Raw genomic sequence first — 24,973 nt, 5'->3', positions numbered from 1 at the left:
AAACAGCTTCGTCACAACGCAGAGCCTTTTCTCATAAAGGAGACTTTTTGTGATTATCTCCGACGTTTCATCAGGAAACGCGCGGCAGCCACTGGCTGACCTGCTCGAAACCATAAAACGCAGAAAAACATTGCTTATTGTACCGGTCGTAGCAGGGGCTTGCATTGGATTTGCAGGCTACCTGACTGCGCCTGTAAGTTATGTTTCAGAATCTGTTCTCGTGCTTGATATGCGACGTGTGCAGGCACTTCCAAATGAGAGTGCTATCACCCCTTTGCCTCAGGACAGCCCAGTTCTTCGTTCTGAACTTGATATTATCAGTTCACGCATGATGGCGCGTAAGGTCATAGATATTCTGCAAGCTGATAATATTGTCGTGCCGACCGAGTTCCGTTCGCGTACCGTGCTTTCTTCTGCATCCGATAATGTGGCGAGGGAGCGTGAAGCACGTGATGTAGACCCCGTAGCACGTGAGCGTCAGCGGATCGACCTTTTGCTTTCGCGTCTACGGGTGAATAACGACGGTCGATCATATACGATATTCATTTCATATCGTGCTTCCGACCCCGTTTATGCGGCAAAGGTCGCCAATGCGTTCGTTACGGCTTATCTGGATCATCAGATTGATGTGCAACAATCGGCAGCACGTCGCGTTAGTGAATGGCTTGGTGAAAAGCTAGTTACGTTGCGTAGCGGCCTTGAAGAGGCTGAACGTGCCGCCGAAGATTTCAGACAAAAGTCGCGCCTCGCCGGAGAACCGGGACAGATTAGTTTTCAGGCGCAACGCGTTGCGGCATTAAACACTGAAATCGTTGCGGCAACCGGTGCGGTATCGCTCGCGGAGGCAAGGCTTCGCACGGCGGAGTCTTTGAAAACAAATAATGAAGCGCCGGCGATGACCGAAGTGTTAGCCTCACCAGCGATCCAGACACTTCGCAACGAACAAGCTCGTGTCGAGCGCCAGCTTGATGAGCTGAGGTCTAATGGCGCTTTGAAAAGTGCGGAAATTCCTGTTCTCACAGCGGAACGGGACGCGCTCAAGCAACAGATCTCGGCACAGGTTGATGAAATCACAAAGAGTCTCAGTAATGAAATCCAAATCGCTCGACAACGCAGGGTAGGGCTTGAAGAAGCGCTCAAAGCTGCGGAAGCCGAACTTGGAGACGCCAATCAAGCTCAAGTCAAAGCTGTGCAACTTGATCGTGAAGCCAATGCCAGCAGAACCGTCTATGAGAGTTATCTGACCCGGTATAAGCAGCTCATTGAACAGGACGGGATTGCTGTACCTGAAGCGCAAATGATCTCTGCTGCAGAGCCAGCAATGGCCAAGGCGAGCCCTAATCTTGCAAACTGGCTGTTACTCGGTTTGGGACTTGGTGGACTGGTCTCGCTCCTTGGCACGGTCTTAAGAGAAACATTCGATACAATTCGTCCTGCTCAGACGGCGTCGTTCATTCTGCCGGGTATTCCCGCAGCGACTCTGCTGCCGTTGACGCGTCAGCTGACAGTTCCGGTGCTTGTCAATCGCGGGCTTGATCCAACCAGCGCTTTCGGGCGTGCAATCAAATCAGTTCATGATCGTTTGCGGCTGCTGACACGTGGGCGGGATTCCCTTGCTCTTTCAGTCGTATCTCTGACTGATAATGAAGGAAAAACTCTGCTTATCACAGCATTGGCACAACAGTTTGCTGCATCGGGAATGGCTGTGGCCGTTATTGATGCAACCAACCGACAGTCACGGCTTTCGGAGGCATTCGGACTTCCTGAAAATGAATATGGCGTAACGTCGTTTGGCAAAGCATTATCCGGAGCAACTCTCATACACGATCACAGTTCAGGAATTGATATCATAACTCCTGGGAAACAATTGCAAGAGGGTGAATGGCTCGCAGATCTTATCGCCCAACTTCGTTCTGACCATAAAATTATACTCGTGGATCTCCCGGCTGTGATGGAGGACAAGCGTTCGCTTCTTTTGTCCCGAGCGACTGATACCGCACTTTTGGTGGTCCAGCCGGATCGAAAAGATCAGCATGCGAATCTGGCGCTTATACAAACAATGGCGTCTTTGGGACGCAAGCCAGCACTTGCGGTCGTCAACCAGGTTTCAACATCCTATCGCAACTGGATCAATATTGCTGTTGCATACTTTCGTCCGGGCGTCGGAAAAGCCAGCAGGTTTCTGCGAGCGGCAATTACGCGGCGCAATCAGGCCGGGGCTGACAAAATGCAAGATCAGGCGTGAGGCAATAAGATGGTTTACAGACTTAATCACTTCCGGCTGAGTGCCCGTTTTAAAGCAGCATTGTTGTCGGGATTTATCGCTGTGGGGGCGCCCAATGGGGTCTTGGCACAAGGACAGGCCTATCTCGTCAGCCCCAATGATGTTTTGCAGGTCACAGTTTATGGTCAGCCATCTCTGACGGGGCTCTACCCTGTCGATGTGGATGGCAATATTGGCTATCCGGTTGTGGGGAACATCAATGTCAGGGGTCTGACAACGCCACAAATCAGTGAAAAGATCGCCAGCTCGTTGTCCGAGCATATACCGGGGCTGACTGTGACTGCCGTGATTAATCAGTATGCGTCCGTATTTGTTGTCGGCGATGTAAAGGCGCCTGGTAAATACGAGTTTCGTCCGGGGATGGTGGCACTTGAGCTCATGGCTTTGGGCGGGGGGGCTGGAAAAGGTGAAGCGCCAGCAGTCACAGCCGGTATGCAATTAATTTCTGCGCAACAAGAATATGCTGATCTGCAAATGCAGATTACGACGACGAATATCCGTAGGGTCCGTCTCCAGGCTGAACTCAATGGAACGGAGTTCAAGTATGAATTACCGGATTCTACACCGGCGAATAAGCAGGCCGCAGCGCTCAGTCAGCATATGTTAGAGGGTGAAAAGACGCTTTTCGATGTTCGTCGTAATAATCTTGCTGCCGAACGTCAGGCATTGGAAGCGCAGTCAGCAAGTTATGGAGATGAAATCCAGACACTCCAGCAGAGCATCAAACTTCATGATGCTGAAATCCAACTTCTGCAGGAAAATGTCGATTCAAGTAAATCACTCGTCGACCGTGGGCTCGCTGCAAAGTCCAATCTTCGTGACATGGAGCGCGATCTTTCAGCAACACGGCGCGATGCACTGGAACTGGGATCGTTTTTGGCCCGGGCAAGACAAAATCAACTGGCTGTACAACAGCGTATTGCCAATCTTGAGGAGGTTCGCAAAAGCGAAGCCGCTGGAAGTCTGCAGGAGCTGGATCTCAATATTGCCCGTATGGAACTGCGCAGCAATGCCCAACTTCAAACAATGGCCGAAATCGCCAAATCTTCAGGCAATATTTCATCGTCTGATATGCGTCAGAAACTGGTTTTTACAATCAGTCGGAATGTAAATGGCACATTTGAGGACATCGTCGGCAACGAGCGCACTGAGATCAAGCCCGGTGATATTTTGCGTATAGAGCTGGACATGAGTAAACTAACGGGCTCACCTTCGTAAGTGCAGCCTATCAAAGATCCTTAATAAGAAGGGCGCTTCCAATAAACTGGAAGCGCCCTTCTTATTGTTGCAACGACATTGAACGTTGTCGCTTAAGCCGCGACTGGTGCGGTAACGCTTTGAACCCAGTTCTGGTAAACTTCCCGGATGCCATCATGGAGACGGATACGTGGTCTCCAGCCAAGCGCATGCATCAGTGAGGTGTCGAGGAGCTTACGCGGCGTTCCATCTGGTTTGCTGAGATCATGTACGAATGTGCCTTCGAAGCCGACGATGTTCGCGATTGTCAGAGCGAGTTCTTTGATCGATATTTCTTCCCCGGTGCCGATATTTACCGGTTCGATGCTCTCGCTGAAACGCAACAGATGTATACAGGCATCAGCAAGGTCATCGACATGCAGGAACTCGCGCAATGGGGTGCCGCTTCCCCACAGCGTAATATGATCACTGCCATTGATTTTTGCTTCGTGAATGCGGCGCATCAGTGCTGGCAATACATGGGATGTATGAGGATCAAAGTTGTCGTTGGGCCCATAGAGGTTTGTCGGCATGGCGGTCATAAATCGATTGCCGAATTGGTGAGAGCACGCCTGTGCGTATTTGAGGGCCGCGATCTTCGCGATTGCATAGGCTTCGTTGGTTGGCTCCAATGCTCCGGTCAACAATGCTTGCTCATGCAAGGGTTGAGGAGCATCCCGGGGATATATACAACTTGACCCCAGCCAAAGCAGGCGTTCGACATTTGATAAATGTGCAGCACGAATAACGTTCATGCCAATGGTCAGATTGTCGTAGAGAAAGTCCGCCGGGAATTGTGAATTGGCCAGAATTCCACCAACACGAGCTGCGGCCACAATAACGACATCGGGCTTATGATGCGCGATATATTGCTCTGTCGGACTTTGTCGTGTGAGATCAAGATCGCTATGGGCGATGCTAATGACTTCACAGTCTACAGATTGAAGTCTTCGCAGTATTGCCGACCCCACCATGCCGGTATGACCGGCAATGAAAACTTTCTTCCCCGAAAGCGAGTAGACTGCACGAGGCGTGTGATCAGCCGTAGAAGTCATTGCGTCCAGCCTCCCGCATAATATTACGCAAATCCCATTCGACCATTTCAACGACGAGATTTCCAAATTCCGTCGTATGTTTCCAGCCAAGTCTGTTCTCCGCTTTGGATGCATCGCCTAACAGGAAATCAACTTCGTTGGGACGAAAATAGCGCGGATCTATTTCGATGAGACATTTACCTGATTTTCGGTCGATACCGATTTCGTTGACTCCGTCACCGTCCCACTCGATCTGCTTATCGACAGCGTTAAATGCCAGCTCGACAAATTCGCGCACTGTGTGTGTTTCTCCTGTGGCAAGAACATAGTCGTCAGCTACATCTTCTTGCAAAATCCGCCACATTCCCTCGACATAGTCGCGCGCATGACCCCAGTCACGGCGGGCGTTAAGATTGCCAAGCCGCAGCTTTTCCTGAAGTCCTCGCTCGATTGCCGCAACTGCGCGTGTGATCTTGCGTGTGACGAAGGTTTCGCCGCGCAGAGGACTTTCATGGTTGAACAAAATGCCATTGGAGGCATGAAAGCCATAGGCCTGACGATAGTTGACCGTTGTCCAGTAAGCAAAAAGCTTAGCGGTTGCATATGGGCTTTGCGGGGCGAATGGCGTTTGTTCACTTTGTGCGTATGGTGAGCTGTTTCCAAACAGTTCTGATGTTGAAGCCTGATAAAAGCGGCATGTATTGCCAAGCCCCAGAATGCGTATCGATTCAAGCAATCTCAAAGTGCCGAGTGCATCTGTATTCGCAGTATATTCGGGCGTTTCAAAACTAACCTGAACGTGGCTTTGTGCGCCGAGATTATAAATCTCGTCGGGGCGGACTTCCTGAATAACGCGGCAGAGATTGGTTGCGTCGGTCAAGTCGCCAAAATGCAGGCGAAAGCGGATATCCTCTTCATGCGGGTCCTGATAAAGATGGTCGATGCGTGCCGTATTGAACGAAGAAGACCTCCGCTTAAGACCGTGTACCCGATAGCCTTTGTTGAGCAGTAGCTCACTTAAATAGGCGCCATCCTGCCCTGTCACGCCAATGATGAGAGCTGTCTTTTCCTGCAAGGTCTTCCCTCCGGTCAGAATTAAATACAGCCATGATAGCGATTTAGATCTCCGACTAAACGGCTTCAAAACGGTAATACAGACGCCAAGTATCCCACTTCGGATAAGCATCAAATTGCATTGAGCATGCCCTGTTTAGACAAAAGAGGTAGGCCTCTCGCCCGCTGTCTGTGTTCCCTATGCCATTGGGCTCCTTGCGACATTGGAGATGGTGTTGCCATCCTGATCAAAACCCGATCGAGCTATGGGAAATCAAAATCATGCGTGTGGTTCTGGCAAACAGGTATTTTTATCCCGATCAATCCGCGACGAGCCGGATGGTGACGAGCCTGGCACATGAACTGGTGCGCGAAGGTGTAGAGACCACCGTGGTTGCCAGCCGCAACTACCACGAAAATGGCAAACCTGTTTTACCCGCGCGCGAAACAATCGAGGGTGTCGATGTCCACCGAATATGGACGTCTGGTTTTGGTCGCAAGAAACTTGCGGGTCGGGCAATTGACTATGCAACGTTTCACCTCTCGGCTGCGGCATGGTTTGCTGCCAACGCAAAGAAGGACGATATATGCGTGGTTTGCACTGATCCACCACTCCTTTCCGTTTCTGCCGCACTACCTGTTCGGTTCCGACGAGCGCACCTCGTTAACTGGGTCATGGATCTGTTCCCCGAAACGGCCATCGAACTGGGATTGATGAAACACCAAAATGCATCCGGCAGACTGGCTGTTGCGTTACGCAACTGGTCGATGCGCCAATCCGCACTTACGATCTGCCCGATAGAGAAGATGGCACACTACTTGTCTGAAAAAGGCATACCTTCTGACAATCTGGCAGTGGTGCATCACTGGGCAGATAAAAACGAAATCCTGCCAGTGAACCGTGAAGAGAATGCGTTGCGCAATCTATGGGGACTGGAGGAAAAGTTTGTCATTGGCTATTCAGGCAATTTTGGTCGGGCGCACGAGTTCAGCACTGTGCTTGATGCGGCAGAACAGCTTCAAACGAATTCGGATATCGTCTTTTTGATGATTGGCGAGGGACAACAGCGCGCCTATGTCGAACAAGAAGTCAAACGACGCAGACTATCGAATGTTGTCATGAAACCTTTCCAGCCGGTGGAGCAGCTTTCAGAAAGCCTTGGAGCTGCGGATGTTCATCTGGTGTCGCTGAAACCTGAGCTTGAACACTGTATTGTGCCGAGCAAATTCTATGGTGTTTTAGCAGCTGCGCGTCCGACAATTTTCATTGGCGACCCTGACGGCGAGATAGCAACTGTTGTACGCGATTTTCACTGCGGCTTGTCGCTGTGTCCGGGTGAGGTCGAGATGCTGATTAGCGCGATACTTTTGTTGCGAAACTCACAGCTCAATCGCAATACCATGGGAAACAATGCACGCTATCTCATGGAAACTGCTTATTCGCGCGAATTTGGCGCTGCCGTCTGGCAGTCAGCAATTGGCCGAATAGTGAGGAAAGGCCAGCTCTCAGCAATGCCGGTTCTCGACCGGCGGTTTCATGCGGAGAAAATGTGATGGAAGGCTCTTTTGTCGTAAGCCAATTGGGCGCGCGAATGCATTATGCGGTGCCTCGCATATTTGCAAATCATCAGAGGCTCGCACATTTTTACACTGATATTTGCGCCTTGCAGGGATGGCCGAGGCTTCTCAATAGGTTGCCTTCCACGGTGTTGCCAACTGCAGTGCGGCGACTGGTAGGGCGTGCACCGCAGGGTATTCCTCAAGAAAATATGACAACTTTTCCGACTTTTGGTCTCCATTCCGCGATGCGAAGACTGGCCAACCAGACGGGCCCACGGTCCACTGCCAATGCGATATGGGCGGGTGAGACGTTTGGTAAGCTGGTCGCAGCCAAGGGCTTTCATGGTGCAAGCGGGGTCTATGCGTTCAGTGGAGAAGCACTCGAACTTTTGAGCGCGGCAAAAGAACAGGGCCTTTGGACAGCAGTTGAACAAATGATTGCGCCGCGTGGCATTGTCGATCAGTTGGCCTGTGAGGAGGAAATTCTAAATCCAGGCTGGCAAGTATCGGCGACTGACGATGAGAATGCCGCAGCCTTCGCCGCAAGAGAAAAGGCCGAATGGCAGATCGCAGACGCCGTGATATGTCCGTCGAATTTTGTAGCAAAACACGTGATAGAAGCGGGCTGTGCGCCCGAAAAAGTGGTCGTAGTGCCCTATGGTGTCGATGATCGCTTTTCGATCAGTCCAAGGGCCCGTCAACCGGGACCATTGAGGGTTTTAACCGTTGGAGCGGTGGGGCTTAGAAAAGGCTCACCCTATGTGGGCGAGGTCGCGCGAAAGCTCAATGGACAGGTTCAGTTTCGTATGGTTGGACCAGTCGATATCCAGCCAGAAGCGTATGAACAGCTTAAAAAGGCCGTTGAGCTGACAGGTCCAATACCGCGCAGCGAAATGCGATCACAGTTTGAATGGGCGGACGTTTTCTATCTTCCTTCATTGTGCGAAGGATCGGCAACAGCATGTTATGAGGCTCTCGCCGCAGGTCTTCCAGTGATCTGTACTGAGAATACCGGAAGCGTTGTTCGCCACGGAATAGATGGATACATCGTCCCGATCCGTGATGTTGATGAAACCGTCGAGATCCTTCGTCGGTTTTCGAGTAATCCCATGACACTGTTCAGGATGAGTGAGAATGCACGCGAAAGAGCGAGCGATTTCACCATTTTGCGCTACGGCGAACGGTTGGTCAAAGCCTTGTCACAACTCTCGATGGGTGAAGCTTCATGAAGATCGTCCATGTCATTGGGTCATTCGACCCCGCTAAAGGCGGTCCGCAAGCGGTCGTCGTTCGTCTTGCTGCAGCTCAGGCATCTCTCGGGCACGACGTGACTATAGTCAGTTATAGTGATGATGAGATCAATTATCGCGCTGTAAAAGCCACAGCTGCGATCCCCGGTTTCGGTAAGGTGCGAACATTCCTGCTTGCAATGCCCGATATACGTGAGAAGTTTTTGGGTAGTCACGCCGCTAAAGCGATGTCCTCCCTTATACGTTCAGCAGATTTTGTACACATTCATGGTGTGTGGGAATCCAACTTGCTAAGAGCGGCAATGCTCTGTCGTCGCTATCGTGTTGCTTACTGCATATGCTGTTGTGGCATGCTTGATGTTTGGAGTATGCAACAAAAGGCTTGGAAAAAGAAACTCGCATTGAAGTTTGGTTTCCGCAAAATGCTTGATGGAGCAGCATTTATCCAGGCGCTTAATCAAGATGAGATTGAGCTGATGCGACCGTTGGGCTTAAAGCCTCCATCTATTATCATCCCAAACGGAATATTTCTCAGTGAAGTAGAGGGGCGTGAGGGTACCAGAGCTGACTTGCCTGATCGTCCCTATGTGCTTTTCTTGTCTCGACTGCATTATAAAAAGGGCCTCGACATTCTGGCCGATGCATTTCGACGGATTGCTTCTTTCTTCCCCGAAGTGGATCTTGTGGTTGCGGGACCCGATGGTGGGGCGGAAACAGAGTTTCTGAAAACCATTCGTGAGGCCGGTCTTGAAGATCGTGTGCACTTGACGGGTGGTCTTTATGGCGACGCTAAGATCAAGGCGTTGAAGAACGCTGCCTGTTTCTGTCTGCCCAGCCGTCAGGAGGGCTTTAGCGTTGCAATTACTGAAGCGCTTGCCTGTGGTGTTCCAGTTGTCATCACGGACGCTTGCCATTTTCCTGAAGTCGCTGATGCGAATGCCGGTGTCGTATGCACCCTATCTCCGGGAGCAGTCGCAGCGGGGCTCATTCATATACTCGAAGATCCTGAGCGTGCCGGTCAAATGGGCATTGCCGGGGCGCGCCTGGTGCGCAAGAATTACACTTGGCCACGAATTGCCCATCAAACTATCGATGCTTATCAGACATGGCAACTTCCTAAGGCTGAGGTAGTCTCTGGTCAGGATGCTCTGAAAACTATCACTGTAACATGAGGGCTATTTCCGGCATTCAGAGCGCCAAGTTGAAGAAAACTGGCGCTCTGATCTATATTTTCACTTCTCGGAAGGCGCTCTAAATATTTGTTTTAACGCGCTTCTTTGTCCGAAAACCGTTTCACACTTTTCGGGATGCGCTCTAAGCTGATTTTCGTCTTGGACGTATTGGTGTCGCTGGATTACCAGCATAAACCATCCATGGTTCCATACTTCGGAAACTGACTGCTCTTGCCCCCAATACGGCACCTTCCCCCACATTTACTCCCGGTCCGACAAAAGCTTCTGCAGCTATCCAGGCACAAGGCCCGATGACAATCGGAGCTGCAGTGAGCGGGAAGTCGTGCTGATCGATATTATGGCCTGCGGTACACAGATGGGCGCGTTGCGAGACAATGGCATAAGGAGCCAGTGTTACTTGCGCAACGTTATAACAAAGAACCTCCGGGCCAAGTGAAGAATGGGCATCCATGACAAGATTTCCCGGCCACCATATCCGGGCGCTACCGCGCACAATGGCAGTTTTGTGAATTTGGGCACCGAATGCCCGCAATATCATCGCTCGCCAGCGCCACAGGAAAGAAGGTGTCCATGCCGCCAGAGAAAACCATGTCAGTTGCCAGAAGAGACGCTGAAGACGGTGTGTTAATGTGAAGGTTGCTCCGCCCTCCATTGGACGGGAGGAGCCCTTCCGTCCATTTATGGTGATGTGAGAATCTGATCGCGATGTAATAGACATCATTCCCATCCTTTACATAAATTGAGGGATGTGCGGATTGCGTTGCAACGGTGTCGGCAGACCCACTGACTGATTGCGTATGCGGCAAAGCGATAGAACAGGTATCAGGAAAATCGCCATATGGATCCAGACCGGAATAACCCAGTCAGTCTGATGCGATATTGCATGCATGGCTGGCACGATCGATAACATATAGACCAGTTGCCCCAGCATTTCTCCAGCCATCGCAGTTTCCCAAAGCCTACGCATTATCCATGCAAGGAGCAGAAACTTGAAAGCGCCGAAGTACCAGAATGATGCAAATGCATCGACCAGTCCGGTTTCGGTTGTGCCCGTCGAAGGATTGTAGTCGCGGCTTGGTTTGGGCGTGTTGAACTGAAGTGAATCCTTCAATTTCGAGCCGACGAGCTGCGCTGGGACAAAAGTGAAGATCACGCGGTTCCAGTGAAATTTGCCGTAATCAAACTCCAACCGCCTGTCGATTTCGTCAATACGCTGCACCGCATTGCGCATTTCGAGACCGCCGCGCTCCAGCGTCTCATTGAAGTTTTCCGCATAATCGATCTGCATAATGTCATCGAGAACAAAGCCTGAGGCTGCGCGCGTAATCTGGCGATAGTCGCCCATGCTCGTCATCAGAAACGTCCCCGCAAGAATGCCCAATGACATAAGAATGCGCGGCACAACAAACCGACGGTAGAACCACAAAGCGAGCAATATCATAAGCAAAAGCTGAATTGCCTCTGCGCGCTTTCCCGTTACGAGAATGCGGTCGAGATAGAAAACCAGATCAAAAGCGATAATCGCCAGCACAGTCCATGAAGGCCGGCGTGCAAAGCAAAGAAGGGCGATTGCGAGGCCATAGGGCATAAGCTGAGCAAAGAACAGATAGACAACGGGAATGCCTGTCATCTGCATTCCGATTGAAACGTCACCGGGCAGACGACTTAAAAGAAAATAGAAGATTGCACCAAATGCCGATAGTCCTGCTGCAGCCCAGATTAGGCGGCGTTCACTAAAGCTCATGCTGAGAAAGCCGATGGGCTTTTTGGTCATACGCCAACCAAGTGCCAGCATTGCGAGCGATAGAATTCCCATAAACATTGTCTTGGCGTAAGCACCTGATGGTAGAAACTGGTCATGCACCAAAGCCGGAATCTGTGGCAGCAGGAAACCAAATGTCATTACGCCTGCAAGAAAAGGAAACTGGTACATACGTTCTGCGCGAAACAGCAGCCCACCTGCCAGAAAGCATCCCACAAGACCAACAAAAATCCAGGTGAGTGAAATATTCATGGGCTTTTACCATAAGGCGCGCACACGCTGGAGAGGGTAGGGGAGGAATTGTCCGGAACCAGATCCCATGGGAAAATGCGGCCAGACACCAGATACCAGCCTAGTTTCACGTATTCTTTTGCCACCAGTTCTATATCGGCAGGGGTGGTAGGAAAGCCTGTCTGTCGGCCGTCTCCTCCAATGGGCGAAGAACTGAAATGCATTTGCGGGCAGGCTGCGCGAAAGCTCGCTATTGCACGACGCGAATGATACCAGTTCGTAACAATCAACGCTTTTCTTGCCTGAATTTCACGCATGACAGGCACGGAATAATAAGCGTTTTGCCAAGTGCTGCCCGATTGGCATTCTACGAGGATTGCGGATGGGTTCACGCCGTCACGAACCATTATCTGCTTATTGAAAAGGCAGTCGCCATCGCCAGTAATCAGAATAAGTGGCGAACGACCTTCTTTCCAGAGGCGCGCTGCCTGCGCTGCCCGTGGTGGTCCATCGCCACCGGGAACAACAATAACATCAGCTTTAGTGCCATCATCCTGCAATGTCAGAACAGGTTCTGAATAAAACATTGCAGCCAACCCGAAGAGAACGGCACAGGGCAGGAAGATCAATAACATCATACCATACGCCGCTCTGGTTCTTTATTCTCCAGGCCATGGCGAACCGGTGCGCTGTCCAACTTGACGCTTTGATTGCGACGCCGCTCTTCCATCTTGATAACGATCATGAATTCATAAGCAGCAAGAAGCCGACAATAAAGATAGCCGGGCTTTCCATCAAGGAAGCCTCGACGCACCAGATACATGTAAAGAAAGCGCAGGGATGGCCTGAAGGGCATGTGATAAGAAAGGGATTTTAGCGCCCGTCTTCGCCTCTCTGGCGCAGTGGAAATTATGCCACCCCAGTCAATCTTTCGTTCAAGCAGACGGTTGGACGAAAGATCAGCTTCGGCCGAAGAGTAACGATTGTGCTTGTCGTACCAGGCCTCAAGGCCTTTATTGAAACTGTAGTGAATGAAATGCGACTGTAAAGCGCCTTCTGGGCCACCGCTTGCACGCGAATGTACTGAGCGTTCAAATCGGACGCGATCAGGACGCACCAAACGGGTGATCCATGTGGGATAAAGGCTCGCATGTTTTATCCAGCGACCCATGAACATGTTTTTGTAGCGTGCTTTAAAGAACACTTCTGGCCGGGTTGGATCTGATGCTATTGCCAGCATTTCATCACGCAAATCTGCAGGCGTTATCTCGTCGGCATCCGGTGTGTAGACCCAATCGTGTTTGAATTTTATTTCAGTTAGTCCGTACATTCGCTGTCGGTCTTCGGTATCGTAAGGCCGCTGAAACACACGTGCGCCTGCAGCTTTTGCGAGTTCTACCGTGCGGTCGTCACTGAATGAATCGAGTACGACAATATCATCACACCAATCCAGCGAGGACAGGCAGGCCGGTAGATTTACCTCTTCATTCCATGTCATGATAAGAACGGAAACGCTCATGAAGTTGCCCCTGGTAGAGTCACGTTAGCTTTTGTCGTTTGAGCTGGCTCTGCCGCCGTTATTTTAACAACAGGGCGCAAACCTCTGTTGGTGCGCAGGACGAACAGCGTGTGTGCAATTGCCGGGATAATGAGCGCTATAAGCATTGACCAGGCGGGTATTCCCAGTCGTATCGAAATATAGGCTATGGCGCCTGCCAGGAAATTGAGTGCCATGACGGCAACTGCGGTCTGTCCTGCTGATAACCCGGTGTCCATGAACAGATGATGCAAATGCTGCCTATCAGGAGAGAACGGGCTTCTGCGCGCTGCAAGACGACGCACAATGAGGCTGAGTGTATCGGTCACTGGAACGACAACCACCCACAGCACGGCCGGAAAGGCTATTTCGGCATGCGCATTTGTGAGAATTAGGATTATCCCGGCAAGTGTCGCACCGAGAAAAGTACTGCCGCCGTCACCGAGAAAGAGACTGGCTTTTGCACGCCAGCGATGCCGCATGTTGAACAGGAGAAAACCGCTGCATGCAGCTGCTAAGGCCAGTGTCTGTAAGCCGATGCGGTTTTCGCCTACCCAGAAGCAGATAGCTGCCAGCCAGAAAAAGGCCACAGCACTCGCTGAGCCTGCAAGACCGTCAACACCATCACTCATATTGATGGCATTCACGAGGCCGACCACAAAAGCGAGTGCGATAAGTAGGAAAAGCGGCCCCACCAGAACTTCGCCCGGAATTTCTGTTGCTGGGAGGAATACGCTTTGTATTGCACCTACAGCAAGACCAAGATGGATCTGTGTTAATCCAGCAATTCCGATAATCAGGAATGCAGCAACCACTTGCATTGCAAGGCGCGGTGCGACGGGAAGATTAAACCTGTCGTCCAGAACGCCGGTTGCAAGGATCAGAAACAGGCCTGGTAACAAAGCTATAGCATTCGCTGAGCCTGCCAAGGATGGTGTCAGAACAACTGCTACCAGGAATGAAAGAAAAACCGCTATTCCCCCACAAAGGGGCACATTTCCATCATGTCTCTTCCGGGCATCGGGGATATCAATAAGATACCACTCGCGAGCAAGTCCGCGAAACCCTAAGCAGAACAATACTGATAAGGTAAAAGCAAGAAGCGTGATGCAGAAAAGACTGATCATGTCTCCTCCCTGGCGCGGGTAAAAATTAGGACTGGCTAGATTTTTACCGGCTCACGCACGCACCGACGACTTGGCTATAGAGCGTGCACCATACTCCTTTCAGGTCAGGGCCTAACACCAACGGTGACGTTCCCCGTTGGCCGCAAACGGTTATCCTTACGCACCAGAATGAAACGCAGCCCATTGCTGTTCTGTTTCGTCCGTCCGGGGGGATAAAATATCTTGAAAGAACACAAGCAGCTTGCAGCGCAGTCCGAAAAACTTAGCAGGGTCTTCGGATCGAAACACGCTTTGCCTGAACTCCCGAAGAGGAGCAGATGATGAGCGGTAGCCGACGAGGCATTCTTATGGCCGCGCTGGAGCAATATGCTGGCCTGCTGTTTAATTTCCTGACAGTTATTGCAGTCTCCCGCTTTCTCGGTCCGGCTGAAACAGGCGCGGGTGTGGTAGGGTTGAGTATCGCGGCAATTGTCTTTTCTTTACGCGAGTTTGCCAGCCCTGAATTTCTGATCCGGATTGAAAAAGTCGAGGACCACGACATCAGGACTTCGATGACCTTCCTCATGATTGTAACACTGCTGCTCTCGGCCGGGCTTTATCTGGCGCGGGAGTATTTTGCGGCGTCCTATCATGATCCGTTGTTATTGATGTTCCTCGATATAACCATCATCGCGGCAATCGTCGAAAGCATCTCATTACCGGTCGTAGCATTATTGCGACGTGAAATGGCATTTGGTATTCTTGCCAGAATTCGCACTGCCGGTTCTGGTTTCGGAGCGGCTGTGACGATTGGGATGGCTACGTGTGGCTTTGGGCATATGTGTTTTGCTTTCGGGTTGCTTGCCAGTGCGTTGATGACAACGGGTTTGGCGATGGCCATCTATCCTCTTGGGCGTCTGTTACGTCCTTCATTCGCCAGCATTGATGTGGCCTGGAGATTTGGCATTTATCTCGGCGGCAATGCCGGTCTGAACAAGATATGCGAAACCTTCCCTCAACTGATGCTTGGGCGTTTCATGCCGATTGCATCTGTTGGCATATATAATCGTGCAAACACCGTAAGCGGGTTGCCTGATCGTGTTTTTCTTTCTGCAGTCTTCACGGTCGCATTTCCTATGCTTTCGGCGCACGTTCGTGCAGGCGGCGATATCAGTCGCGCCTATGTTCGGGCTTTGTCTTATATTTCAGTCGTTTATTGGCCTGCACAGGCGCTACTGGCACTTTTGGCTTATCCTGCTGTTCGTATCATTTTGGGGCCGGGATGGTCTGAAGCAGCACTTATTGTTGCCATCACAAGTCTTGCAAGCCTGTTCTGGTTTCCAGTCATTCTGACCTATCCCCTTCTCATGGCACTTGGTGCAAACCGCGAGGCTTTCGTTTCCAATTTCATTTCAAGATCTGTCGCCACGATTATCTTGTGTCTTGCAGCATTTCACGGATTGCTTGCTGTGGCGTTGAGCCAGTTCATCAGTTTGCCTTTTCAAATGATTGTGGCCATTCTTTATGTGCGAAAGCACGTGAATTTTTCCTATCGGGTACTCGCCAAAGAACTGATGAAGAGTGCACTTGTTACTATATTTGCGCTTGCAGGCCCGCTTATCATGGTGGCAGCGGATGGATTTAATCTTGATATGCATTGGACGAGAGCAGTTATCACTGGGGTAGTGGCTGTCGCTGGCTGGCTCTTGGCGTTGTTTATAATCCGTCATCCCTTCAGGGAAGAGCTTATCCCGATTTTCAGATGGCTTTTTGGTAAGTTCGCACGCAGTTTTGGTTGGTCGCGACTGCTGCGATCAAACCTATCCGAGCCAGCGGAATGAGGCAGGTTATGCAGACGCGGTTCACCGATCAGCCAACTGTCGACGTTGTGATACCCAACTATAATTATGGTCATTATCTGCTTGAATGTGCAGATAGTGTGCTATCGCAAACGGGTGTCAACGTCCGTCTGCTCATCATTGACAACGCATCTGAAGACAATAGTGCAGCAATAGCGCGTGATCTTGCAGTGCATGACAAGCGCATCGAACTGTTACTAAGATCAAAAAATGCAGGGCCGCATGCGTCTTTTAACGAAGGTATCGATTGGGCGCGGTCCGAGTATTTTCTTATATTATGCGCTGATGATTTGCTTGCGCATGGAGCATTGTCTCGGGCTGTGCATGTGCTTGAGCAATGTCCCGATGCTCACCTTGCATATGGGGCGACCCAAAAAATCTCAAAAGATGAAAAGCGTCCCCAAAGACCCACGATTGCGGGCTGTGGGCAATGGAATATCAGCTCTGGCACTGACTTCATTGAACTTGCATGCAAACATGCTTTCAACCCGGTCGCCGGGCCGACGGCGGTGTTGCGTACATCAGTTCAGAAACAGGCCGGATATTACCGCCAAACACTTCCGCATACTGATGATCTTGAGATGTGGTTGCGTCTGGCGTTGTTCGGGAATGTTGCCTCGACTGAATCTGTCCAGGCTTATGCGCGTGTTCATTCGAACAACCAGTCGGCTAAGGTTGCAGGAATCATGCACTGGAATCGAGAGTTTGAAGCTGGATTTCGCTCATTCTTCGAGAATGACGGCCGAGATATGCCGCAGGCCAAACAATATCTCGCGGCAGCGTGTGATTGCCTTACCAAACGAGCTTATTGGTCGGCGTGGTCAAATCTTGTCAGACGCGAAGAAGGGTCTGTATCTCTGATGACCTTTGCGCTTAAAAGGCATCCCCTGATGGCCTTGATGCCACCTTTTGACTATTTGTTTCAGCGTCGCCGGCGGCTTTCCCCGTAATGATCCGTCAAAATTGGGATTATCTTATTTTCTGGAGAAGATGGACGCGCAAGACCTCTTCTTGTTTGGCAAGTCGCTCGCGATAGACCGCCACACCAGCGTTGACGGTTTTGACGAGTTCTTCGCGGTGAGAAAACATATTATCGATCTGAGCGAGTAATATTTTCGGATCAAAGTTCTCGATGTGATGGCAAAATTCACTCAGGCCGGTGTCATTTAGAAGTGCATCATTCTTACGGGCATAGCCAATCGAAATTGCGGGCCTGCCCATGGAAAGAGAGCAAACGATGTTATGATATCGGCTGGCAACGACGATATCCGTTTTTGCAATTTGCTGCATGAGGTCATTCAGAGAGGCAACGGGCTCGAAAATAACATTACTTAAATTGGGCGCGCGGATACGTTTTTGCAGATCATAAACGGCCTCAAGATCGCCCTTATCACCGGTGAGAAGGCGCACCTGCCGTCCGTCCAGCACAAGTTCGTCAATCAGCTCGGTCATCTTGTCGAGATAATTATTGTAAATTGCAGCACCGTCGGCAGCCCGCTTTTTCCAGCCTTTATAAGTCATAATGCCCAAACCGACCCGCTGATCGCCGCTGTTACGTAACTCGTCTTCGACAGTCGGAAGCGCAAACGCGATATCCGCACTGACACCGTCCTTTGCAGCATCGACGTTCAAAGACTTCATGAAATCGTATGAAACCTGATCGCGATAGGAACGGTAAGCGGCCATCATCGACGCTTTGCGGACGAAAAAGCGACTGAGAGGATGAGTGACAGGTCCTGCACCAATGGAAATGAAAGCAAAACGCGCCCCCGCCAATTTTGCGGCCACCGACCAACGCAGAACGGCAAATGGCCAGCCAAACGGATCTTCATTGAAGTCATCAAGAATACCGGTGCCCGGAACGATGATCAGATCAATTCCCTGAGCGAACGACACAGCACCTAGAAAGCCGGTAATACGGCGTGGAAACTGTAAGAGAACCTTATTGATCAGCCTGATGAATGCATTGTCTGATGCAGGCTGCCCAACAGGAATCGCGTCTATTTGAAATCTCTCATCAATGATTTCAGGTCTTGAACATATACAGATGAGTTGAGCGCCAGGGCATGTACGTTTCAACAGTTGCAGCATTGCTTCAAGCGATCCGTCATTGCCGGTATTGCCAGAACCGAACTGACCGAAAAGACCTATTCTCATACAAGTGTCTCCAGCTGCATTCACAAGCTAAGCCGGTATGAGTTATTATGAAAACTGGCAGAAGGGTGAACACCATCCTCTAATGTATGAAGGGATATACCCCTCATAGACAAAATGCGCTGTCGAGCAATTTCGTTACACTGGCAAGCGGTATATCAAACGCCCCCCGATATACCGGAGTAAGGCTTCGAGGGATTTTTCCCTCGAAGTCTTGGTCTCTGGGCAGCAGGGTTGTGATCATGAAATGTGCTTACTTTGTCCGTCCACATATCGGTGGGACCTACTCTGTATTTACGCGCCTGAGCTCGTCACTTCGACAATCCGGCATTGAATTGCGGTGGCTTGCTGCGGGAGCAGCAGGAGAAACGATCAGTTTTCCACCTGCAGGTCAGGGACTAAGTGATGCGTTGCGAAAAGGCGATGCAATTGATCAGATGGGCGTGCTGGACGAGGAAACACGTGCCAGAAGGATGATCGCGTTTCTACGCGATAACAAATTTCAAGCGGTGTTCGTGAATGTCCTGTCCAGCCGCTTTGAAACAAATCTGGTGCGATATCTCCCAGATGACATCTTGCGTATTATGATCGTGCACAACATCACGCCGGGAACTTATGCGGCCGCTCGTGCAATTCGCGATCATGTTCATGCGACGGTTGGCGTATCAAAACGTTGCCGGGATGATCTGGTCAACCAATATGGCTTTGATGCCGCGCGAACGTTGGTTATCCCACATGGCCTGAGCAAGGACATTCTCGCCCCGCAGATGGCCTCCCCGCAGGGTGAAAACGCACCTTTACGGTTGCTTTATCTCGGGCGAATTGAGGACAATTCTAAAGGTGTGTTCTGGCTACCCACCATTCTGCGTGAGCTAAAATGCGACTATCATCTGACCGTCGCGGGTGACGGTCCGGATTTGGTTGAACTGCGCCATCGGCTTGAAAGTTTTCGTGAGAAAGTAAGTTTTACGAGTTGGGTCGCACCATCAGATGTCCCCTGGCTTGTCAGTCAGCACGACGTTATGGTTATGCCATCCCGTTTTGAGGGGTTTGGCCTTACTTTAATTGAAGCAATGAGCCAGGGTTGCCCTGCCGTCGTTTCGAAGATCGCGGGCGTGACCGATACAATCGTCACAAACGGTGAAGATGGCTTTTTGTTTCCTGTTGGAGATTTCAGACAGGCCGCGCGTCATATAGATCTTCTTGCAGACAATAAGCAGTTGAGAATGGAAATGGCTCAGGCTGCCGTCCTTAAAGTCGCGGTAGCTTTCAATAGTGATCTGGCGGGGCAGGCCTATGCAGGGCTTCTCGAAAACCTGATGCAGAACCGGCCCGCCATTGCCCAATCTTTAGCGCTCTCACAATGGACAATGCCGAACGCTTTGCATTCAAGCCTGCGAAGCCGGCTGCCCAAACCAGTCAAGAACTGGCTCCGACAGATGCGAGAGCGCCTCAACACAGCCTGGTCCACAGTGTGATCGTCAAAACTGGTAATTAACAAAGGGACAAGGTCATGAACCTTTTCACATCCCGGTTTCGCAATTCGCAATTGCTCAGAAGTAAAGCCCATGCCCTCATACCGGGCGGCTGCCATACCTATGCCAAAGGTGATGATCAATATCCGGTCCTGGCGCCGGGTTTCATACAACGTGGTTCCGGATCGCATGTGTTCGATGTCGATGGAAACCAGTATATTGAGTACGGAATGGGCAATCGCGCCGTGGGACTTGGACATGCCTATCCCCCGGTGCTGCATGCGGCGCGTGATTCGTTGCAGGATGGTTGCAACTTTACACGCCCCAGCGCGATTGAAATTGAATGTGCGGAGAGTTTCCTTGAGCTGATCGAGGGAGCAGAAATGGTGAAATTCTGCAAGGATGGATCGGATGCCACCTCCGGAGCTGTGCGTCTGGCGCGCGCCTATACCGGTCGCGATATGATAGCATGTTGTGCCGATCATCCGTTTTTCTCGACTGATGACTGGTTCATCGGAACGACGAAAATGAATGCAGGTATTCCTGCATCGGTGTCAGCGTTGACGACCACTTTTCGCTACAATGACATTGCGAGCGTGAGAACGTTGTTTGAAAATTATCCGGGCATGATTGCAGCGCTAATTCTTGAACCCGCGCGGATGGATGAACCTCAAGATAACTTTCTGCATGAGGCAAAACGGATTGCCCATGAAAATGGTGCTCTATTTATCCTCGATGAGATGATAACGGGCTTTCGCTGGCATATGCGCGGCGCTCAGAAGCTTTATGGCATCGAGCCTGATCTATCTTGCTTTGGTAAAGCTTTGGGAAATGGCTTCGCGATCTCGGCACTTGCAGGGAAAGCTGAATATATGCAGCTCGGTGGGCTTACCCAAACCGATTATGCCCGCGTCTTTTTGCTTTCGACCACGCACGGGGCCGAAACGCACGCTATGGCGGCTGCAATCGCCACCATGAAAGTCTATCGCGATGAGCCTGTCATTGAACGGCTTTACGAACAGGGGCGGAAGCTTGTCGAAGGGGTCAATACGGCGATTTCAGCCCATGGGTTGGAAAACAATGTTCGCTTGGTCGGACGCCCTTGCTGCCTGGCTTACGCTACTCTCGACGAGAATGGACAATCCTCTCAGGCGTTGCGGACACTTTTCCTTCAGGAGACCATCCGGCGCGGTGTTTTGATGCCGTCTCTGGTTGTAAGCTACACGCACAGTGATACGGACATTGCACGTACAATCGACGCAATTGATGGAGCGCTTGGCGTTTATGTTCGAGCTCTCAATGATGGTGTCGACAATTATCTTACTGGCCGCCCGTCGCAAGTGGTGTATCGCCGATTTAACGATGCGCCATCCTATCCACCAGCAACGCGATGATGCTGTCGCGATTAGGTTTAATCTTGGGTTTTCTGCTGCTTCTGACAGGAGTGGTTCGAGCCGAAAATGCGTTTCCGATCAGAGTAAGCCAGGATCATCGTATTTTTGAAGATGCTCAAGGTCGGCCGTTTTTGTTGCAGGGCGACACGGCATGGTCATTGATTGCGGAGCTGAAACGAGGCGATGTCGAAACTTATCTGGCTGATCGCAGCAAGCGCGGCTTTAATGCCATTCTGGTCAATCTGATTGAGCATCAGTTTTCAAGCAATCCGCCAAGGAATGCCTATGGTGAGCAACCTTTCGTACGGGAGGCCTTTGGCGCGCTTAACCCTAAATACTTTGATCATGCTGCCTGGACAATTGAACAGGCCCAAAAGCTTGGGCTGGTGGTCTTTCTTGCTCCTGCATATCTTGGAGTAAACGGTGGCGATCAGGGTTGGTTCGCTAAAGCACAAGCTGCGGGCCCTGACAAAATGGAAGTCTATGGCAAAGCCATCGCGCAACGGTTCTCGAAATTCTCCAACATTGTTTGGGTGTTGGGCGGTGATTTTGATGCGCCGGATCGAGCATTGGTGTCAAAGCTTGCAGAAGGAATTGCAGCAATTTCTCCCCAGGCGCTGCAGACTGTTCATTCGGGACGCGATACAAACACGAATGAGATCTGGAAAGATCAGCCTTGGTTTGCGATCGACACGGTCTATACATATAACGACGTTCACAAAACGATCCTGGATCGCAGCAAATCAGGCGGAATGCCCATAATCCTTCTTGAAGGGGCTTATGAGTATGAGCGTGAGACGACTGCACGTATGATACGGAGGAATGCATATGGTGCGCTTTTAGGTGGTGCAGCCGGGCAGTTTTTTGGAAACAACCCCATCTGGCATTTTTCAGGCCCGGGCGTCTTCACCTCGGATCAAAGCTGGCAAGAAGCACTGGCCAGTCCGGGAGCGCAGTCTATGTCAGTCATGAATGCTTTTTTTGATAAGATACCTTGGGCACAACTGAAGCCAGATCGAGAGAATGAGATTTCCGGCGTTGCTCAAAGCTATGCGGCAGCTTTGCCGGATCACAGTCTGATTGTCATCTATGGTGATGCTGACGGCTTTAAGGTGAAACGAAGTGTTATTGGCAATGGTCAGATCGCTTTATGGGTTGATCCTGCATCTGGTAAATTTCTACCGTCAAAGGCACCAGAATTCGGCCCAGAATTTGACAATGAGTTTGGCATTTTTCCGGCACCGGAAGACCGAAAAAATGTAAATAACAGCGACTGGATTTTATTGATCGGCGGTCCTGAACAGTTGCAGATCATTCAAAAGAGGTAGTCTCCACTACCTTTCGCGTCTTAATTCACCGCTTGTCCGAAGCAAACATGCCTTCGTTTAACTCGTCGCTTCCGATGAGGCCCGTTACCTTGAATCCATCGTTCAGCTGAGGAACCGGACATGAAGGTACTTGTTACAGGGCATCAGGGCTATATCGGATCAGTGATGGTGCCGACACTGATCAATTCGGGACATGATGTTTCAGGCTATGATGTCGGCCTATATCAGCATTGTCTTTTCGAAGAAGGTGGCACGGTTATGAATGTGCCGACGATCCGTAAGGATGTGCGCGATGTGTCTCCACGCGATCTGGAGGGTTTCGACGCTGTTATTCATCTGGCGGCACTGTCCAATGATCCGCTTGGCAATCTCAATGAAGAGCTTACCTATGAGATCAACCATCATGCCAGTGTGGCTATGGCGAAAGCGGCAAAATCAGCCGGTGTTGCCAGATTCTTATTTGCATCATCGTGCAGCAATTACGGCATCAGTGACGCGGATTTAATTGATGAAACCGGAGAGCTTAAACCCGTCACTGCTTACGGACGCTCCAAAGTCAGGGCCGAGCAAGAGATACGAGCATTGGCAGATTCCAGCTTTTGCCCGGTATATCTGCGACCGGCGACTGCCTACGGCGTTTCGCCATTCCTGCGTTTCGACATTGTGCTGAACAATCTGGTTGCCTGGGCAGTTACCAAGGGGCTTATCTACCTTAAATCCGACGGTACACCTTGGCGACCGATTGTTCATATTCGCGATATCTCGCGTGCGTTTAATGCGGCAATGGAAGCACCGCGTGAAAAGGTCTTCAATGAATCTTTCAATGTGGGTTCGACCGAGCATAATTACCGTATCCGCGATATTGCCGGCATTGTTGCAGACAATGTTCCTGATTGCCGGATCGAGTATGCAGATGATGCAGGCCCCGACACGCGTTCTTATCGGGTTAGTTTTGAAAAACTGGCGCGCGTTTTGCCGGAGGCCAAGCCGCAATGGGATGCGGTCGCAGGGGCACAGGAGCTTCTGGCTGCGTATAGTCGGTCTTCATTGACACTGGAGGAATTCGAGGGGCCGCGGTTTCAGCGTATTGCCCATATTCGCAAGCTAATTGCCCAAGGTGTGCTGGATGCCAATCTGCGTCGGCTAGATGAACAGCCACAACCGCTTCTGGCAACTGCATAATGGACAACAGGTTAGGCAGCCCGCAGATTGAAGATTCCCAGGTGCATTCTTCCTCTGGAAGGAGCATTTACGAGCTCGCTTCGCGGCTCTTCCCAATTTGCCGTAGTCTCACTGGTGATGGCGTGCGCGAAACGCTCGCCATCGTCGGTGAGCATTTGCCGTTGAAAATTCATAGAATCCAGACGGGTACGCAACTTTTCGATTGGCAGGCACCGCAGGAGTGGCTGATCCGGGACGCTTACATTATGGATTCTGCCGGTCGGCGCGTTGTAGACTTTGCAAAGCACAATCTGCACGTCGTCAATTTCAGTACGCCGGTGCGCAAGAAGTTTACGCTCAACGAACTAAAAGAACACATACACACACTGCCTGATCAGCCCGATTTAATTCCCTACCGCACCTGTTATCATACGGAAGCCTGGGGTTTCTGCATGACGCATAATGCGTTTATGCAGATGAAGGAGCTGACCTATGAGGTGGTGATTGATGCAGAACGGCGCGACGGTTCTCTCGTTTTTGGTGAATTCATCCACCAAGGTGAAACAGAAGAAACCTTCTTGCTTTCAACTCATCTTTGTCACCCTTCCCTTGCCAACGATAACTGCTCAGGAATAGCGCTGCTTACCCGCTTGGGTGAAGCATTGAAGTCGCGAAAGACACGTTTCACATACCGGCTTTTGTTCGGTCCTGCGACTTTCGGGGCTCTCGCCTGGCTCAAACAGAACGAAGAGAATCTGGGCCTTGTGAAGCATGGCATCGTATTGTCGTGTGTTGGCGACGGCGGTGGCCCCAACTATAAGTGTAGCCGTCGTGGCAATTCGGAAATCGATCGCATTATGACGCAAGTTCTGGAAAGTTCCGGACTTCCTGAGGCGAAGCTGCATGATTTCTGGCCATATGGATATGACGAGCGTCAGTTTTGTTCTCCGGGCTTCAATCTGCCGGTTGGTTTGTTTCAGCGCAGTCTTTATGGGGAGTTTCCTGAATATCATACTTCCGCTGACAATCTTGATTTCATCAAACCTGAATATCTGGAGCAGTCTTATAATCTTATCATTCAAGCGATTGAGATTGCAGAGCGTAACTGGACGCCGATTAATTTGTCGCCAAAGGGGGAGCCGCAACTTGGCCGTCGAGGCCTTTACGGTAATACCGGAGGGGATCGAAATGCGGCTAAGAATGCGATGACTATGTTATGGGTGCTCAATCTGGCCGACGGCGATCATTCGCTCCTCGATATGGCTGAGCGTGCCGGGTTGCCATTCGCACAATTAGCAGATGCCGCAGAACGGCTTCGTGGTGCCGGTCTATTGACGGCACTTTAAGTTCAGAGTG

At 50.9% G+C, this 24,973-nt stretch carries 20 protein-coding genes; 12 read left to right on the top strand and 8 right to left on the bottom strand.

From position 1 onward, the window contains the following. Window positions 1-49: 49 nt before the first annotated feature. Complete coding sequence (locus tag ACSME1_RS19645) at window positions 50-2,245, top strand: lipopolysaccharide biosynthesis protein (protein ID WP_207489565.1); 2,196 nt, start codon at window positions 50-52, stop codon at window positions 2,243-2,245. A gap of 9 nt (window positions 2,246-2,254) precedes the next feature. Beyond that, window positions 2,255-3,502: a polysaccharide biosynthesis/export family protein gene (locus tag ACSME1_RS19640; protein WP_100557782.1), complete on the top strand. Its 1,248-nt coding sequence runs from the start codon at window positions 2,255-2,257 to the stop codon at window positions 3,500-3,502. Between the two features lie 92 nt (window positions 3,503-3,594). Here the strand turns inward: ACSME1_RS19640 and ACSME1_RS19635 are convergent, their stop codons facing one another. Further along, window positions 3,595-4,575, bottom strand: coding sequence for a GDP-L-fucose synthase family protein (locus tag ACSME1_RS19635; RefSeq protein ID WP_435655665.1), 981 nt, complete (start codon window positions 4,573-4,575; stop codon window positions 3,595-3,597). Continuing rightward, a complete protein-coding gene (gmd, locus tag ACSME1_RS19630; protein ID WP_435655664.1) occupies window positions 4,559-5,629 on the bottom strand; it encodes a GDP-mannose 4,6-dehydratase in 1,071 nt (356 codons plus the stop codon). The genes ACSME1_RS19635 and gmd overlap by 17 nt, the downstream gene beginning before the upstream one ends. A 260-nt stretch (window positions 5,630-5,889) precedes the next feature. Between gmd and ACSME1_RS19625 the strand changes: the two genes are divergently transcribed. From ACSME1_RS19625 to ACSME1_RS19615, 3 genes are read left to right on the top strand one after another with little or no spacing between them, the layout of a single operon-like run. Continuing rightward, a complete protein-coding gene (locus ACSME1_RS19625) occupies window positions 5,890-7,161 on the top strand; it encodes a glycosyltransferase family 4 protein (protein ID WP_105535181.1) in 1,272 nt (423 codons plus the stop codon). After that, the gene (locus ACSME1_RS19620; protein ID WP_435655663.1) at window positions 7,161-8,396 is read left to right on the top strand and encodes a glycosyltransferase family 4 protein; all 1,236 of its coding nucleotides are present in this window, start codon (window positions 7,161-7,163) and stop codon (window positions 8,394-8,396) included. Before ACSME1_RS19625 ends, ACSME1_RS19620 begins: the two co-directional genes overlap by 1 nt. Beyond that, window positions 8,393-9,589, top strand: coding sequence for a glycosyltransferase (locus ACSME1_RS19615; RefSeq protein WP_435655662.1), 1,197 nt, complete (start codon window positions 8,393-8,395; stop codon window positions 9,587-9,589). Before ACSME1_RS19620 ends, ACSME1_RS19615 begins: the two co-directional genes overlap by 4 nt. A 142-nt stretch (window positions 9,590-9,731) precedes the next feature. On the opposite strand, the gene ACSME1_RS19610 is transcribed toward ACSME1_RS19615, so the two are convergent. From ACSME1_RS19610 to ACSME1_RS19590, 5 genes are read right to left on the bottom strand one after another with little or no spacing between them, the layout of a single operon-like run. Continuing rightward, on the bottom strand, window positions 9,732-10,328 hold the full coding sequence (locus ACSME1_RS19610; RefSeq protein WP_084486712.1) for a putative colanic acid biosynthesis acetyltransferase: 597 nt from the start codon (window positions 10,326-10,328) through the stop codon (window positions 9,732-9,734). Window positions 10,329-10,340: 12 nt separating this feature from the next. Continuing rightward, window positions 10,341-11,624 carry a hypothetical protein gene (locus ACSME1_RS19605; protein WP_435655661.1) on the bottom strand — a complete coding sequence of 428 codons (1,284 nt, stop codon included), beginning with the start codon at window positions 11,622-11,624 and terminating at the stop codon, window positions 10,341-10,343. Next, on the bottom strand, window positions 11,621-12,238 hold the full coding sequence (locus tag ACSME1_RS19600) for a YdcF family protein (RefSeq protein ID WP_024896691.1): 618 nt from the start codon (window positions 12,236-12,238) through the stop codon (window positions 11,621-11,623). The genes ACSME1_RS19605 and ACSME1_RS19600 overlap by 4 nt, the downstream gene beginning before the upstream one ends. Continuing rightward, the gene (locus ACSME1_RS19595) at window positions 12,238-13,122 is read right to left on the bottom strand and encodes a glycosyltransferase family 2 protein (RefSeq protein WP_435655660.1); all 885 of its coding nucleotides are present in this window, start codon (window positions 13,120-13,122) and stop codon (window positions 12,238-12,240) included. Before ACSME1_RS19595 ends, ACSME1_RS19600 begins: the two co-directional genes overlap by 1 nt. Next, complete coding sequence (locus ACSME1_RS19590; protein WP_100557790.1) at window positions 13,119-14,267, bottom strand: MraY family glycosyltransferase; 1,149 nt, start codon at window positions 14,265-14,267, stop codon at window positions 13,119-13,121. Before ACSME1_RS19590 ends, ACSME1_RS19595 begins: the two co-directional genes overlap by 4 nt. A 320-nt stretch (window positions 14,268-14,587) precedes the next feature. Here ACSME1_RS19590 and ACSME1_RS19585 point away from each other — a divergent pair, with 320 nt between their 5' ends. Together ACSME1_RS19585 and ACSME1_RS19580 are read left to right on the top strand one after the other, a co-directional pair. Then, window positions 14,588-16,087: an oligosaccharide flippase family protein gene (locus tag ACSME1_RS19585; RefSeq protein WP_100557791.1), complete on the top strand. Its 1,500-nt coding sequence runs from the start codon at window positions 14,588-14,590 to the stop codon at window positions 16,085-16,087. 8 nt (window positions 16,088-16,095) lie between these two features. Next, window positions 16,096-17,055 (top strand): glycosyltransferase, encoded by a 960-nt coding sequence (locus ACSME1_RS19580; protein ID WP_435655659.1) that lies wholly within the window; start codon window positions 16,096-16,098, stop codon window positions 17,053-17,055. Between the two features lie 19 nt (window positions 17,056-17,074). Here ACSME1_RS19580 and ACSME1_RS19575 read toward each other — a convergent pair whose 3' ends face one another. After that, complete coding sequence (locus ACSME1_RS19575) at window positions 17,075-18,262, bottom strand: polysaccharide pyruvyl transferase family protein (RefSeq protein WP_100557793.1); 1,188 nt, start codon at window positions 18,260-18,262, stop codon at window positions 17,075-17,077. Between the two features lie 239 nt (window positions 18,263-18,501). On the opposite strand from ACSME1_RS19575, the gene ACSME1_RS19570 reads away from it, so the two are divergent. The 5 genes from ACSME1_RS19570 (at window position 18,502) to ACSME1_RS19550 (ending at window position 24,963) form a co-directional block, all read left to right on the top strand. Then, on the top strand, window positions 18,502-19,737 hold the full coding sequence (locus tag ACSME1_RS19570; RefSeq protein ID WP_435655658.1) for a glycosyltransferase family 4 protein: 1,236 nt from the start codon (window positions 18,502-18,504) through the stop codon (window positions 19,735-19,737). 35 nt (window positions 19,738-19,772) lie between these two features. Then, window positions 19,773-21,128 (top strand): glutamate-1-semialdehyde 2,1-aminomutase, encoded by a 1,356-nt coding sequence (locus ACSME1_RS19565; RefSeq protein WP_435655657.1) that lies wholly within the window; start codon window positions 19,773-19,775, stop codon window positions 21,126-21,128. A gap of 23 nt (window positions 21,129-21,151) precedes the next feature. Further along, entirely contained in the window at window positions 21,152-22,456 is a 1,305-nt protein-coding gene (locus ACSME1_RS19560) for a DUF4038 domain-containing protein (RefSeq protein WP_435655656.1), read from the top strand. Window positions 22,457-22,576: 120 nt separating this feature from the next. Next, complete coding sequence (locus ACSME1_RS19555; RefSeq protein WP_100557796.1) at window positions 22,577-23,638, top strand: NAD-dependent epimerase/dehydratase family protein; 1,062 nt, start codon at window positions 22,577-22,579, stop codon at window positions 23,636-23,638. Next, on the top strand, window positions 23,638-24,963 hold the full coding sequence (locus ACSME1_RS19550; protein WP_435655655.1) for a DUF4910 domain-containing protein: 1,326 nt from the start codon (window positions 23,638-23,640) through the stop codon (window positions 24,961-24,963). The genes ACSME1_RS19555 and ACSME1_RS19550 overlap by 1 nt, the downstream gene beginning before the upstream one ends. The last annotated feature ends 10 nt before the right edge of the window (window positions 24,964-24,973 follow it).

The organism is Brucella pituitosa (assembly GCF_965577835.1).
Lineage (GTDB): Bacteria > Pseudomonadota > Alphaproteobacteria > Rhizobiales > Rhizobiaceae > Brucella > Brucella pituitosa.
Note: the sequence above shows the minus strand (reverse complement) of the source record. Positions and strands in the feature narration are given on the sequence as shown.